General features: G+C 45.5%; 12 protein-coding genes. 3 read left to right on the top strand and 9 right to left on the bottom strand.

The window, feature by feature from the left end:
- Nucleotides 1-38: 38 nt before the first annotated feature.
- The 6 genes from cmk to AB4209_RS05290 form a co-directional block, all read right to left on the bottom strand.
- Nucleotides 39-719: a (d)CMP kinase gene (gene cmk, locus AB4209_RS05315; protein WP_017060237.1), complete on the bottom strand. Its 681-nt coding sequence runs from the start codon at nt 717-719 to the stop codon at nt 39-41.
- A 292-nt stretch (nt 720-1,011) separates the two neighbouring features.
- Nucleotides 1,012-1,758: a 3-deoxy-manno-octulosonate cytidylyltransferase gene (kdsB, locus tag AB4209_RS05310; RefSeq protein ID WP_017060236.1), complete on the bottom strand. Its 747-nt coding sequence runs from the start codon at nt 1,756-1,758 to the stop codon at nt 1,012-1,014.
- Nucleotides 1,758-1,937 carry a Trm112 family protein gene (locus AB4209_RS05305; protein WP_004736429.1) on the bottom strand — a complete coding sequence of 60 codons (180 nt, stop codon included), beginning with the start codon at nt 1,935-1,937 and terminating at the stop codon, nt 1,758-1,760. Before AB4209_RS05305 ends, kdsB begins: the two co-directional genes overlap by 1 nt.
- The gene (lpxK, locus tag AB4209_RS05300) at nt 1,918-2,925 is read right to left on the bottom strand and encodes a tetraacyldisaccharide 4'-kinase (protein WP_029235494.1); all 1,008 of its coding nucleotides are present in this window, start codon (nt 2,923-2,925) and stop codon (nt 1,918-1,920) included. Before lpxK ends, AB4209_RS05305 begins: the two co-directional genes overlap by 20 nt.
- 13 nt (nt 2,926-2,938) lie before the next feature.
- Nucleotides 2,939-4,687 (bottom strand): lipid A ABC transporter ATP-binding protein/permease MsbA, encoded by a 1,749-nt coding sequence (gene msbA / locus AB4209_RS05295; protein ID WP_372055077.1) that lies wholly within the window; start codon nt 4,685-4,687, stop codon nt 2,939-2,941.
- Between the two features lie 31 nt (nt 4,688-4,718).
- Nucleotides 4,719-7,049: a DNA internalization-related competence protein ComEC/Rec2 gene (locus AB4209_RS05290; protein ID WP_372055075.1), complete on the bottom strand. Its 2,331-nt coding sequence runs from the start codon at nt 7,047-7,049 to the stop codon at nt 4,719-4,721.
- A 17-nt stretch (nt 7,050-7,066) separates the two neighbouring features.
- Between AB4209_RS05290 and AB4209_RS05285 the strand changes: the two genes are divergently transcribed.
- Nucleotides 7,067-7,579: a DUF2062 domain-containing protein gene (locus AB4209_RS05285; RefSeq protein WP_017060232.1), complete on the top strand. Its 513-nt coding sequence runs from the start codon at nt 7,067-7,069 to the stop codon at nt 7,577-7,579.
- 205 nt (nt 7,580-7,784) lie between these two features.
- Here AB4209_RS05285 and lolE read toward each other — a convergent pair whose 3' ends face one another.
- From lolE to lolC, 3 genes are read right to left on the bottom strand one after another with little or no spacing between them, the layout of a single operon-like run.
- The gene (gene lolE, locus AB4209_RS05280; protein WP_017060231.1) at nt 7,785-9,029 is read right to left on the bottom strand and encodes a lipoprotein-releasing ABC transporter permease subunit LolE; all 1,245 of its coding nucleotides are present in this window, start codon (nt 9,027-9,029) and stop codon (nt 7,785-7,787) included.
- Nucleotides 9,030-9,722 carry a lipoprotein-releasing ABC transporter ATP-binding protein LolD gene (lolD, locus tag AB4209_RS05275; protein WP_017060230.1) on the bottom strand — a complete coding sequence of 231 codons (693 nt, stop codon included), beginning with the start codon at nt 9,720-9,722 and terminating at the stop codon, nt 9,030-9,032. It abuts the gene before it with no gap.
- Nucleotides 9,715-10,923 (bottom strand): lipoprotein-releasing ABC transporter permease subunit LolC, encoded by a 1,209-nt coding sequence (lolC, locus tag AB4209_RS05270; RefSeq protein ID WP_136974182.1) that lies wholly within the window; start codon nt 10,921-10,923, stop codon nt 9,715-9,717. Before lolC ends, lolD begins: the two co-directional genes overlap by 8 nt.
- 227 nt (nt 10,924-11,150) lie before the next feature.
- Here lolC and AB4209_RS05265 point away from each other — a divergent pair, with 227 nt between their 5' ends.
- The gene (locus AB4209_RS05265; RefSeq protein ID WP_372055073.1) at nt 11,151-11,720 is read left to right on the top strand and encodes a PilZ domain-containing protein; all 570 of its coding nucleotides are present in this window, start codon (nt 11,151-11,153) and stop codon (nt 11,718-11,720) included.
- A gap of 6 nt (nt 11,721-11,726) precedes the next feature.
- On the top strand, nt 11,727-15,188 hold the full coding sequence (gene mfd, locus AB4209_RS05260) for a transcription-repair coupling factor (protein ID WP_372055071.1): 3,462 nt from the start codon (nt 11,727-11,729) through the stop codon (nt 15,186-15,188).
- Nucleotides 15,189-15,235 lie beyond the last annotated feature (47 nt).

Below are 15,235 nucleotides of genomic sequence, written 5' to 3'. Positions count from 1 at the left end.
TCATCCTTGCGACCAACGTTCGTACTAGCTCGGCGAAATTACCCAGCCAGTTTCGATTCAATATAGTGTAGTGCTTTTTCTACTACCTGCTCAATATTCATTGAGGTGGAATCAAGCACTAGAGCATCCTCTGCAGGGCGAAGTGGCGCCACTGGGCGATTACGATCTCGGTCGTCTCGCTCTTGGATCTCGCTCAAAAGGTCGTCAAATTTAACATCTAACCCCTTCTGTTGCAACTGTTTAAGGCGGCGACTCGCACGCTCTTCAGCACTTGCATCTAAAAATATTTTCGCTTCAGCTTCAGGAAACACAACCGTTCCCATGTCACGGCCATCTGCAACCAAACCAGGCGCAGCGCTGAATGCACGTTGACGACGAAGCAGTGCTTCGCGAACGCGAGGTAAAGCAGCAACTTTTGAAGCCGCCATGCCAGTCTCTTCTTTACGAAGTTCACCAGACACATCTTCACCTTCTAGGATAACCTTAACTAAGTCGCCTTCAGCAATAAACTGCACGTCTAAGTGTGTAGCAAGCGGTACTAAAGCATCCTCTGATTCAGTATCCACACCATGGTGAATTGCCGCTAAAGCCAATACGCGATAGATCGCGCCTGAGTCTAGAAGATGAAAGCCTAGCTTATCTGCTAGCAACATACACAGGGTACCTTTACCTGCACCACTTGGTCCATCAACCGTAATCACTGGGCTTTGAGAAGGCATCTTTTACTCCACGTTTTGTCGTAAGTTTTATTCTGTACTAGCGATTCGCCACTACTTTATAGGCGGCATATTATAGAGAAAAATTGGAACTCGAGCGAGGTAAATCTCAGATAATTCCGTGTTGATGATGCATAAACCAATGCAACTATCTCAATATCCGTTTGCTTAGGCTAATAAGACACGCACGCGCTTTTCGATAGCGCACTTTTCGATAGATAGAAAAAAGCCTCGCAATAGGCAAGGCTCATGATTTTTCATTTTGTAGAGCAAACAAGAATTCGCTCAAAGAAGCTTAACCAATAATAGCTCGAACCGCTTCTAGGTCTTCAGGCGTATCAACACCAGCCGCAGGTGCTTCCGCCGCAACGTCTACGTGGATTTTTTCACCGTACCAAAGTACTCGTAATTGCTCTAGGCACTCAATACGTTCAAGAGTGCTTGGTTCCCAGTTAATGTAGGTATTGATAAAACCCGCTCGGTAAGCATAGATACCAATATGACGAAGCAAAGGAGATTCCGCTGCAGTACCGTTGTTCGCGTAAGCATCGCGATCCCAAGGGATGGTTGCTCGGCTAAAATACAAGGCATAACCGTCTTTATCGGTTACAACTTTAACGGCATTAGGGTTAAACACTTCATCAGCATGAGTGATTTCCACACCTAACGTTGCCATCGGAGCTGTACTGTTAGCAAGATTGTTGGCAACCTGATTAATGATCGAAGGTGGGATAAGTGGCTCATCACCTTGAACATTCACGATAATATGATCATCAGGAATATTCATAACTTCAATCACTTCAGCTAGGCGTTCAGTGCCCGATTCGTGATTCGGTGATGTCATACAAACGGTCGCGCCAAATGCTTTAGCCGCTTTTTCAACTCGAGCGTCGTCGGTAGCGATAATAACGTTATCGGCACCCGCTTTCATTGACTGTTCGTATACCCATTGAATCATCGGCTTTCCACCAATGTCAGCAAGTGGCTTCCCTGGTAAACGGCTCGATTGGTATCTTGCAGGTATAACAACCGTATAAGACATTACTTACCCTCATCCATAGAAACGGTGCGAGCTTCAGGTTCTAAAAGAACAGGAATACCCTCTTTAATTGGGTAAGCAAGGCGATCAATTTTACAAACAAGCTCTTGCTTATCCTTGTCAAAAGTTAGTTTACCTTTACATACAGGGCAAGCAACGATCTCAAGTAGACGGTGATCCATAGTATTCCATAACCTCTTTTATTCTTTTTAAAATTTGCTGTTGCGAATCTTCATCGAACTGCGCAGAAACTGGAAGATACCACCAGTTATCTTGAGCATATTCTTCGCATTTTACAGCGTCTTTTTCTGTCATAATCAGATTCATACCTTTCTTAGCTAAGGCATGAAGTTCATCTTTATCAAAATCTTGATGATCGGCGAAACCCTGTGTGAATACCACATCACCATCAAGATCTTCCAATGTTTTAAAAAAGCGCGGTGGGTGGCCAATACCGGCAAAAGCAACCAGCTTCTGTAATTCTGCCACAGACCTTTTCTGACCAGTCTTTAGGTTAACCGCTTGGCTTGGAAGCAAAGACATCGAGAACTCTCGCCCATGCGCTTTACCGCCATTGTTAACCAAAAAGTCGACTTCATCTAAACGAGATACAGGCTCTCTTAACGGGCCTAAAGGAATTAGGCATTCGCTACCAAAGCGTCTTGCGCCGTCGATAACTGCAAATTCAATGTCGCGTTCAAGCGCGTAATGCTGAAGGCCATCGTCAGTGATAATCACATCAACACCTTTGCTCAGCAATGCTTTCACTGCGTTAGCTCGCACAGGGTCGACTGCGACTGGCGCACCAGTTCGCTTACGAATCAAGCGAGGTTCATCACCCGAATGCTCTGCTGGCGTATTTTCATTCAACACTAACGGATAGCTTGGTGCTTTTGCACCGTAACCACGAGACACAACTCCAGGTTTAAAGCCGTGAGCCTGAAGCATTTCTACTAACCAAATCACAACCGGGGTTTTACCATTTCCACCAGCGGTAATATTGCCCACAACAATAACAGGTAAAGGCGGGCGGTAGGTCTCTTTCTTCCCAGAGAGGTAAGCATCACGACGTTGACCACTAATCAATTTGAACAGCAGACTCAGTGGCCACAATAGCGGCCAGAGAAGATATTTCAACGGGTGATTGTTAAACCAAATCTTTTCGATCACAACAAAACCTAATTTATCCGCTGAACTGAATTCGGTGTAATTGTGCATAAGCACCATCATGCGCGATTAGCTCAGCATGTGCGCCCCTTTCTACAATATGACCATCATCAACCACTAGAATCTCATCAGCTTGCTCGATCGTAGAGAGTCGGTGTGCGATAACTAATACTGTTTTGTCTTTCTGCAGTTCTTCTAGTGCAGATTGAATCGCTCTCTCTGACTCGGTATCCAGTGCAGACGTTGCCTCATCAAGAATCAAAACTGGTGCATCTCTCAATAGCGCTCGTGCAATCGCAATTCGCTGTCTTTGACCACCTGATAGATTACCACCATTCTCGCCAACAACCGTATCAATACCGTTTTCCATGTTTTCGATAAACTCACTCGCATGGGCAAGTTTAGCTGCATGTTCAATCTGTTCGCGGGAATATTCATCGTGTGCGGCGTAAGCGATGTTGTTCGCGACCGTATCATTAAATAGGTGCACATTTTGAGATACAAGAGCAAAGTGCTCCCGCAGGTTTCTCAATTCGTAATCACGAATGTCGTGGCCGTCAAGCTCAATTGAACCTGAGTCTACATCATAAAAACGAGTAAATAGGTTGGCAATGGTACTCTTGCCCGAGCCAGAACGCCCAACAAGCGCAACTGTTTTACCTTTCGGTATATTGAAGCTGACCTTATCAAGTGCTGGTTTCTCTGCTCCTTCATAAGTAAACGTGACATCTTTTACTGCAACTTCACCCGTTACAGATTCAGGCTTCAACGTCCCTTTGTTTTGCTCAGTATCTAGATCCATCAAACCAAATAGAGTTGTACTCGCTGCCATACCGCGTTGGAACTGAGACGTTACACTAGTTAGTGCTTTTAATGGGCGCATTAAGCCGAACATCGCAGAGAAAATAACAGTAAATGTGCCGGGGGTTAACTCAGCTCGAATAGAGTCAAAGCTAGCTAAGATCAACACAGTCACAACGGCAACAGACGCAATCATCTGAATTATTGGGTTAGCGGCCGCTTGAGCAGTGATTAACTTCATGCTTTGTTGGCGCATTTGGTTACTAACTTTATCAAAGCGGTGTTTTTCTAGATCTTGACCACCGTAAGTTAGAACCACCTTATGCCCTTTCAGCATTTGTTCAGCTGAAGAAGCAACGTGACCCATGCTAGTTTGCATGTTCTTAGAGATCTTTCTGAATCGCTTCGATACGATACTGATCGCCCAAGCAACCAAAGGCGCTACAGCAAATAACACCAAAGATAACTGCCAACTATTCCAGAACATCAGCGTCAACAAGCCAATAATACTTGCACCTTCACGGACAATACTGACTAACGCTTTACTGGTTGCTGCAGACACTTGCTCTGAATCGTAAGTAATTCGAGATAGCAATGCGCCTGTCTGTTCTTTATCGAAGAAAGAAACAGGCATGTGCATGAAATGGCTGAAAATCTTACGACGAATTTCCATCACCACATTGCCAGAGACCCAACTCAAGCAATAGGTTGAAACAAAGCCACTGACGCCACGAACGAACATCATGGCAAAGATAATAAGTGGAAGTGTACGTAAAAAGTCAGATTCAGCATTACCAAAGCCTTCATCAAGTAACGGCTTTAGTAAGGAAATCATATAGGTATCAGAAACGGCATTTATAATAAGCGCAATTACCGCAACACCTAGGCCGGCCTTATATAATCGAATATAAGTCCAAAGTCTTTTAAATGTGACCCAGGTAGTTTCATCTGTTTGTGTTGACATAGAATCGCTTAATTTTCTCACAATAATCTATCTATTCTACTCCCTTACGGAGCATCTGCCTATACCACTGCCCGCCTTGTTGTTCTCTAATCGCATGATATTGCCAACCTTCTTTGCTAAGAGTGATGGTTATTTGTCCGCTTTCTCCAGTATCTAGCCAAGTACTCCCCGCTTCCTGATAACGTTCAATAACAAACTCACTCGGCATTCCCCACTGGTTGCCTTTGGCAAGAGAAGCTATCGCCAGCTGAGGAGACACCGCCTCAATAAACGACTTAATCGATGACGAATCGCTGCCATGATGCGGAACCAACATAACATCACTCCTTAGCTGTTCTCCTTCACGAGCAAGTAACCACTCACTTACCAGTTCAATATCACCAGTGAGCAACATTGAGAAATCAGCACTATGATCTGAGATCTTGACCACACACGAATGTGGGTTATACGCCCTCTTTACTTGCTTAGGCGGCCACAACACCTCAAAAACAACATCTTGCCAGTTCCAAACCTCTCCAATAGTACATGTTTGAATATTAGACGGGGCTTGAGTGATAGATTGGCGTTCTTGAATAATGTTCTGACTGGTTCTTATCCACTTTGGCGTATAGTTCTCAAGTAATGTCGGATAACCACCAGCATGGTCAGAATCGAAATGACTCACAATCAGGCCTTCTAATTCATAAATCCCGCGCTGATTCAAAGTAGGAATCAACAAAGACTCAACAACCGAGCCTCCTGGCCACGCATTGCCAAGATCATAAACAACAATCTGATTGTTCTTTTCCAAGACCAAAGACAACCCATGCCCAACATCCAAGATATCAATAGTTAGTTTGTCTTGCTGGGGTTTGCTGAACTCCCACCACAGCACAAACACTGCAGTTACCAATATCGATAATGTTCGCTTGAAATACCGACTAACAAAGCTCAAAAACAAGATAAGGAATACTGATAATGCAATCGTCTGATTATCGACTTGGATCCAAAATCGCTCAGAGAAAGGAAGACTAAATACGAGAGGCTCAAGCGATAAGTCGACTAACTTCCACAGCTGACTGACCAAATCATTGTCTAGCGCTGTTATACCAACCACGCCAGACACTGACTCCGATATTAAGCTTAGAAACATTGCCAGAAACAACAGCGGGATCGTCACCATCGATACCCAAGGCAAAAGGAACAAGTTGTAGAAAACAGAGACTAAACTGACTCCTTTGAAAAACAACATCGAGGAAGGCGCGATAAGGAATGTCAGCATCAGTTGAAGCTTAATAAGTTGGAGTGCGTAGTCGATAAATGTAAAGCTTGAAGCTGAGCGCTGAGTATTACAGGCGATATAGAAAACAGCGCCCAATGCACCAAAGGACAACCAAAAACTGCTCGACAAAGCTGAAAACGGCCAAATCAGCAGAACCACGCACACACTTAAAGTAACATACCGAAGCAAACTGATATTTTGCCCACGCCACAAGAAATAACTCGCGATAACGCACATCACCAAAGCTCTCAAAGTTGGCAGCGTGAATCCAGCAAACCAACTATAGAAATACGCCAAGCCGAGCCCGAATATTGTAGGTAACCAAAGAAATGAAGGGGAAAGTAACCTTAATATCTTGCCAATCTGATAGCCGATACCAAAGGCAATCCCAATATGCAGCCCCGAAATAGCCATCAAGTGAATCAGGCCACTGCTTTTAAGCATATCCCACCGCTGAGGCGGAATAAGGTCTCGATATCCAAAACTCAAAGCGATAATGAGATCTTGATTTGCCAGCAGACTTAACCTTTCAAGGCTGGCTTCAAACCATTGGGCGCGTAAGTTGGTGCTAGAATGAATTCGGTACTTGGTATCTGCTCTGTAAGTTGCATTGGCAACCACGCCAGCACTAAACAAGTACTTTTCTCGGTCAAAGCCGGCTTCGTTGAGTTTGCCCCATATCGGCTTTATTGAGGCCGATAAATAGACATCATCTCCAAGCGTTAGCTTGAAAGGAGTAAACAAACGCAATTTTATCAATTGAGGAAAGATTAATTTTTCGCCGCCAATTGATCTGACTACTATTACGCTTTCAAAACCGTGGCTATTTTCACTAAAAAGGCTAACAACCGACGCATTTATGGTAGTATTCTGCCCTGATTGGAATAAGCGACTCGTTTGTATTTCAATCGCATTCCCTAGGCAGATAACTAGTATCAATGCTGTTACTGGACCTCTTGCACTCCGGAAAACGCTATACTTTGTTGGTGCTAGCAGTAACAACAGCATCAATGGTGCCCAAACCCAATGTGGCATCACAGGCCAGAAGCTGGCAGACACAACTGTCGCAGCAAATGAAATCAAGAACCAAGTGTTAAACAAGAGAGTAGCTTCCTCCTATGCCAAGAAAGTTTATCAAACGATTTATGCCTGACCATGATCTAATCAAGCGTCAGAAAGCATTGAAAGTTTTTGGCAATGTTTTGTACAACCCCAACTTATGGTGCCTTAATCGTCGCTCTGCGGCTGGCGCGTTTGCTGTTGGGTTATTCATGGCGTTTGTCCCTCTACCAAGTCAAATGATTATGTCTGCAGGCCTTGCTGTCGCATGTGGCGTTAACCTGCCTTTAGCTGTCGCACTTGTTTGGATCAGTAACCCGGTTACCATGCCTGTTCTCTTCTACTTTGCTTATAAAGTCGGGGCGTTTGTTATGCATGTGCCACCGCAAGCCTTCCATTTCGAATTGTCTTGGGACTTCATCTTGGCGCAAATGAGCACTATAGGGCCTCCGTTCTTATTGGGTTGTCTGATTTGTGGCGTGGTTTCAGCAATGATTGGCTACTTTGGTATTCGCGGTTTATGGCGCTACTCAGTAGTAAGAAGTTGGAAGAAGCGACAAGCAAGGCACTGAACGCCATTTCTTGTTATTCAATCTAACCTTGTATGCGCTTCACTTAAAACGTACACAAGTTAAAATCGGATGAGCTACTTACCTCTGCAAGATTGGCATGTAACGAAAGTCGTAAAGAACACGAATTGAATTCAATAAAAAAGGATCCCACTGGGATCCTTTTTTGTATCGACTGAAAACTGACGGCCTGTTATTTAGGCGAATGCTATTTAGAACTCAGCACTGAGGCTGGATTCAACTTCGCCGCGCGTGATGCTGGGTACCATGTCGCCAGTAAACTCAGCACAATCGCAGTGCCGGAAACCACAACAACATCCGTCATATCAAGTTGTGATGGCAAGAAGTCGACAAAATAGATATCACCGGACAAGAACTGGTGATCGACCAACTTTTCAAGTCCTTTGATTAGTGTCGTGAGATTAAGAGCGACTAGCACACCTATTGCACTGCCCACTAAACTGCCTAACACGCCTGAGAATACGCCCTGCCAAACAAAGATGCGCTTCACAAGGCCGTCTGATGCACCCATGGTTCTTAAAATCGCGATCTCTGATGCTCTGTCTTTTACTGCCATCATTAGCGTCGAGACAATATTGAAACAAGCCACACCAATAACCAGTACCATCACCAGATACATGATGGTACGAACGAGTTGGATATCTCGATACAAGAAACCAAACTTCTGCTGCCAGCTTCGTAGATACACATACACATCAAGCTGATTGCCCACTTCACGCACAATAGAGTTCGCGTTCAGCACATCGGTCACTTTTAAAGAGACTCCAGTTACCGCCTCACCTAAGTTGGCGTAGACCTGAGCATCACCAATCGGAATCAGAGCCAAGCTGTGGTCAATCTGGCCATTAAGCGTCAGCAAGCCAACCACTTTCACTCGAACACGCTTTGGCGCCTGAACCTTCACAGAACCGTTTACCGCTGGAATCATCAAAGTCAGATAATCACCGACTTTCGCACCCAGCACATTCGCTACACCAGAACCTAAGATGATTTGTTGTTGCCCTGCTTTAAACTCACTCCAAGCTTGCTTATCGATAAAACTCGACAGGCTCGATACTTGTTGCTCAAGTTGTGGGTCAACGCCGCGAACTTCAATTGCTTTGAGTTCTTTGCCCTTTTCAGCAAGCGCTGTAATTTTTACATAAGGCGCAGCAGCAACGACTTTATCGTGCTTAACCGACTCCTCAATCACGTGCTCCCAACGAGTCACAGGCTCATTCACGCCTTCAAATTCACCATGAGGAATGACAGAAAGTACTCGTGATTGAAGCTCTCGCTCAAAGCCATTCATCGCAGATAAGCCGATAATGATCACCGCGACACCAACCGCAATACCAATCGTCGAAGACAATGAGATGAACGACACCATCTTGTCTCGTTGTTTCGCACGGCTAAATCGGCCGCCTATCAATAGAGATAAAGAGGAAAACACTTAGCTCTCCTCTTTTTCTACGTTGACCAGTAAACCATCTTGCATGTGAAGTTGGCGATCCATCTTACCGGCAAGTTCACCATCGTGAGTCACGACCAAAAAGGCAGTATCGTATTCACGGTTCAGTTCACGCATTAAGTCGTAAATAGACAGTGCGGTGTTATGGTCAAGGTTACCGGTTGGTTCATCCGCCAACACTAGCGCAGGCTTATTCACCAATGCACGAGCAATCGCCACACGTTGCCTCTCGCCACCAGAAAGCTCTGAAGGTCGGTGGTCCACGCGGTGACTCAATCCAACTTTGTCCAACAAACGTTGTGCTTCTTGCTTTGCTTTAGCGGGCTTTTCGCCGCCAATCAATAACGGCATCGCCACGTTTTCTAAAGCTGAAAAGTCAGATAGAAGATGATGGAACTGATACACAAAGCCAAGATGCTGGTTGCGAAGCTTCGCCTGCTTATTCGAACTCAAAGATGCTAAATCTTGACCAAGAAAACTCACACTGCCCGCAGAAGCATCGTCTAATGCGCCTAAGATATGCAGTAAGGTACTTTTGCCCGAGCCAGAGGTACCGATGATTGCTACTAGCTCACCCTTTTCGATGTCAAAGCTGACTCCCTTGAGCACCTCAGTATCTAACGAGCCTTCACGGTACGTTTTACGGATATCATTACATTGAAGAAAATTACTCATAACGAAGGGCCTCAGCAGGTTTCACAGACGATGCACGATAAGAAGGGAATACAGTGGCAATCAGGCTAAGTGCAATAGCCAGAACCACAACAACAGCGATTTGAATTGGGTTAATCAAAATAGGTAACTGACCACCAAACGAGAATAGAGCAACACCCATCGCTTCTAAAATCGGGTTAAGGTTCATTGCCAGAACAACACCTAGTGCGCCGCCGGATAGTGCGCCAATCACGCCACTACTCGCGCCCTGAACCATAAAGATGCCCATCACTTGGCCGTCAGTCATGCCCTGAGTTTTAAGTATCGCGACCTCAGATTGTTTCTCCATCACCACCATAATCAGCGCAGAGATAATATTAAATGCAGCAACCCCGATGATCAGACCAAGCATTAGGCCCATCATGTTTTTCTCCATACGAACCGCTTGGAACAGCTCGCCACGTTGGTCACGCCAATCGCTCCACAACCATCCATCAGGTAAGGGTTGGTTCGATAGTTCCGCGACTTCAAATGGGTCTTCAAAAAACAGTCGCCAACCTGAAATGGTGTCTGACTTATAACGCATCAAACGCCCAGCATCTTGGATATCCGTCACCATAAGTTGAGCGTCGATATCAGAACCTGTATTGAAAATACCGGCAACGGTGAAATTTCGTTGGCTTGGAATACGACCTAATGGGGTGTATTGGCTAGCGCTGGTCACCATCAAGCGAACTTTGTCACCCATAGATACCTTCAAATTTCTCGCCAAAGTATGACCGAGGAACAACTGATATTGACCCGCTTTAAGTGAAGACAATCTGCCCGCAATCAAGTGGTTCTGAAGAGGGTCATCTGAATTGGGTTCAATGCCAATTAACAAACCCGCAGATAATTGAGCCGGACTCTGAATCACTGCCTCACTGCGGACAATCGGTTCAACGTGACCATTAAGCGAGATTTGTTCTGCAAAATTAGGCGCTTGGGCAGAAAGAGAGGTAGTGCCACCTTGCTCATAAACCACCGCTTGAGGAAGAACACCAAGAATTCGGTCTTTTAACTGCGCTTCGAATCCATTCATTACCGATAAAACAGTAACCAAAGACAGCACACCAATGGTGATACCTGCCGTCGACATATAAGAAACAAAACGGCTAAAGCGATCACCTGAACGGCCTTTCAAATAGCGTAGGCCAACAAACAACGAAATAGGATGAAACATACTTTGAACCATCTAAAGGGGATGCGGGTTAATGTAACGGGTATTGCTGTTACTGTGTAGGGGTTAATTGAAAATATAGAGTGAATTAACTCAATTAGTTAGGCTTGAAAAACAGAACCTTGTCAAATAGCCAAATTTCAAACAACTATTTGAGACTTTCAATTAACTGACCTTGATTACTGCGGCCACATAGCGATAATCAATAGATCACTTCAAGGAACTAACGCATGACAGAACAAGAGTTTTTCACCGTTCACCATAGCCTTACCGCTAATATTGAACCAATGGACAGCGGCTTCACTTTACCTTCTCAAATTCAATTCGAATCTGAGATCCCAGCACCATTTGTGGTGGCAAGTGAATTTAGCCAATTGGATCTGTTAGCTGACAGCGCTCGAGCGGAACTGAAAAACAGCGACTTGAAGAATGTCACCAGTTTATTGGATGCACAAAACTCAAAATTAAACCTCTTGTTGAGCTTTATGTTATCGCAGCAAGATGATGAGAAATTTCGCACTCACACCTATTCATTTGGTGCGAGTCAGTTTTCCTGCTTTTCAAAAGCAGACATCGAACCGGGTCGCTTAGTAAAAGCCAAACTTTTTCTAGAGCACCCAGCTGCAGCCATTTATTGCTACGCAGAAGTATTTGCTAGCGAGCCGAAAGACTCAGGTTTCGAAATCAAATTTAAATACGCTCATCTTCGCGATACCGACCAAGACCTGCTAATTAAAGCGGCACTTTATCAACAACAGAAACTCTTGCGTCAACGCTCTCTAGACCGAGATAACAAGTAAATTAACATGACCAAAAAATCCATATTTACACTACCTAAACTTAAAGGTGCCGGTGACAAAAAGCACATCGGTAACCTAGTCGGTTCGTCTCTCGCTCTTGCCATTGCCAAACTCGCAGAGCAACACAACAGCCATACCGTCTTGGCTGTACCCGACCCACAAGTGGCGCTTAAGCTTCAATCTGAAATTGAACAGTTTACGGCACATGAAGTCGCATTATTCCCTGACTGGGAAACGCTGCCATACGATAGCTTCTCGCCGCACCAAGAGATCATCTCAGATCGTATCGCACGCCTTTACGCACTGCCAACACTAAAAGATGGCATCACGATCGTTCCGATCAGCACGTTATTGCAACGCCAGTCACCGCGAGACTTTTTGCTACAACACACGTTAATGGTGAAAACGGGCGATCTCTACTCGCTTGAGAAACTGCGCCTACAGCTTGAAAAGTCAGGCTATCGTTACGTTGATCAAGTGTTTGGCCCCGGTGAATACGCAAGTCGTGGTTCTATTCTCGATCTGTTCCCAATGGGCAGTAAAGACCCGTATCGAATCGATTTTTTCGATGACGAAATCGACACTATTCGTACTTTCGATCCTGAAAACCAGCGTTCTATCGAAGACATCTCTGAGATCCGCCTGCTGCCTGCTCACGAATTCCCAACCTCGGAAACAGCGATTGAAGATTTCCGTATTCGTTGGCGCCAACAGTTTGATGCGCGCCGCGAACCAGAATCGGTTTATATGCAGGTTTCTAAGGGTACTTGGCCTGCTGGTATCGAGTACTGGCAACCGCTGTTCTTCGATCACACAGAAACCTTGTTTGATTACGTTGCCGATGAAGCGCAACTGCTGATTCTAGGTGATGTCGAGACTGCAGTAGACTCATTCCTAACGGACGTTGCTCATCGATACGAACAGCGCGGTGTTGACCCATTACGGCCACTTCTCACGCCTGAACAACTGTGGTTGAAGAAAGACGAGCTGTTCGCTCACTTCAAACAGAAGCCACAAGTTAACCTGAGTCTAGATTCGATTGAAGAGAAAGCAGGCCGCACCAACTTGCCTGTCGTGTCATTACCTGACCTCAGCGTTCAGCATCAAAATAAAGAACCTTTAGCTAACCTAAGAAAGTTCACAGAAGCCTTCGACGGCAAAGTAGTATTTTCGGTTGAATCAGAAGGTCGTCGTGAAGCGCTGAGTGAACTGCTTCGTGGTATTAAAGTACGACCAAGCGAAGTTGAAAACCTCGATGCGGCGATTAAAGGTAAACATAAGTTCAGCCTGATCCTAGGGTCAGCGGAACATGGCTTTATCCATGAAGAGCAAAACATCTCCCTTATCTGTGAAAGCGACCTGTTGGGTGATCGCGTTGTTCAGCGCCGTAAGAAAGACAAGAAAAGCGTTAACAGCGATACTGTCATTCGTCACTTAGCCGAACTTAAACCGGGTCAACCTGTTGTGCACATTGACCACGGTATTGGTCGCTACATCGGCTTGCAAACACTCGAAGCCGGTGGCATGAAAACAGAATACGTAACGCTGGAGTATCAAAACGATGCCAAGCTCTACGTGCCAGTTGCTTCTTTGAACTTAATCGGGCGTTACTCGGGTGGCGCTGAAGATTCTGCACCGCTACATAAACTCGGTGGCGAAGCGTGGCAAAAAGCGCGTAAACGCGCCGCGGAGAAAGTCCGTGATGTTGCAGCAGAGCTACTTGATGTTTACGCTAAGCGTGAGCTAAAACCTGGCTACAAGTTTGTACTCGACCGCGGCCAATACGCGACTTTCAAATCTGGCTTCCCGTTTGAAGAAACCGATGACCAAGCGATGGCCATCAATGCTGTTATGTCTGATATGTGCCAAGCCAAAGCCATGGACCGTTTGGTGTGTGGTGATGTTGGTTTTGGTAAAACAGAAGTCGCAATGCGCGCAGCATTCGTTTGTACGGATAACAGTAAACAAGTGGCGGTGTTAGTTCCTACTACCCTACTTGCTCAGCAACACTTCGAGAACTTCCGTGACCGTTTCGCCAACTTGCCGATTCGTGTTGAGGTTCTATCCCGATTCAAATCAGCTAAAGAGCAAAAACTAATCATGCAAGATGTCGCCGACGGTAAAGTGGATATCCTAGTCGGGACTCACAAGCTGCTTTCGAGCGATATTAAGTTTAAAGACCTAGGCCTGCTGGTTGTCGATGAAGAACACAGATTTGGTGTACGTCAGAAAGAGAAAGTGAAAGCGATGCGTGCGGATGTCGATATTCTAACGCTTACTGCGACACCGATCCCGCGAACGCTGAACATGGCAATGAGTGGCATGCGTGACCTTTCGATCATCGCTACACCACCCGCACGACGCTTGGCAATTAAAACCTTCGTTCGCGAGAGTGATGATGCCATCGTCAGAGAAGCGGTGCTGCGTGAAATCATGCGTGGTGGCCAGGTTTACTTCCTACACAACCAAGTCGACACGATTGAGAAAACAGCAGAGTCATTGCAAAAGCTGATTCCAGAGGCGCGCGTGACTGTAGCTCATGGCCAGATGCGAGAGCGCGAACTGGAACGCATCATGAATGACTTCTACCACCAGCGCTTCAACTTACTGGTGTGTACAACCATCATTGAAACCGGTATCGACGTACCAACGGCAAATACCATCTTGATGGACAGAGCCGATAACCTTGGTTTAGCACAGCTGCACCAATTACGTGGTCGTGTAGGTCGTTCGCACCACCAAGCTTATGCTTACTTGTTAACGCCACACCCTAAAGCAATGACCAAAGATGCGATCAAGCGATTGGATGCGATAGCTTCGCTCGAAGACTTGGGCGCAGGCTTTACCCTAGCAACTCACGATTTAGAGATTCGTGGTGCGGGTGAGCTGTTGGGTGATGAACAGAGTGGTCAAATCCAGTCGGTTGGTTTCACCTTGTACATGGAGATGCTTGAACAAGCGGTTGAAGCGTTGAAAGAAGGTCGAGAGCCTTCGCTTGATGATCTATTGCGTGAACAAACTGAAATTGAGATGCGTCTGCCTGCACTATTGCCAGACGACTATATTCCAGACATCAACACGCGTTTATCAACATACAAACGTATTGCGAGTGTGAGTGACACCGACGAATTGGCAGAGTTGAAAGTCGAGCTGATTGATCGCTTCGGCCTTCTGCCTGATGCAACCAAGAACTTGTTATCAGTTTCTGAGCTAAAATTAGCCGCAGCGTCTATCAAAGCGAAGAAAATTGAAGCCCACGATAAGGGTGGATTCTTAGAATTCTACCCGGATGCTGACATAAACCCGACCTACCTTGTTAAACTGTTGCAATCTCAACCGCAAAAGTTTTCAATGGAAGGACCAACAAAGTTCAAGTTTACGATACCATTGGTCGACAGACGGAAGCGAATTCAATTTGTTAGTGATTTATTGGGCGAATTCAGACAAAACTTGCTGCCTTCAGCATAAGACCCAATCCACTTGCACATATAAATTATCCAGCCGGTAGTTCGGCT

It is taken from the genome of Vibrio sp. 10N.286.48.C11, assembly GCF_041469805.1.
GTDB lineage: Bacteria > Pseudomonadota > Gammaproteobacteria > Enterobacterales > Vibrionaceae > Vibrio > Vibrio crassostreae_C.
Note: the sequence above shows the minus strand (reverse complement) of the source record. Positions and strands in the feature narration are given on the sequence as shown.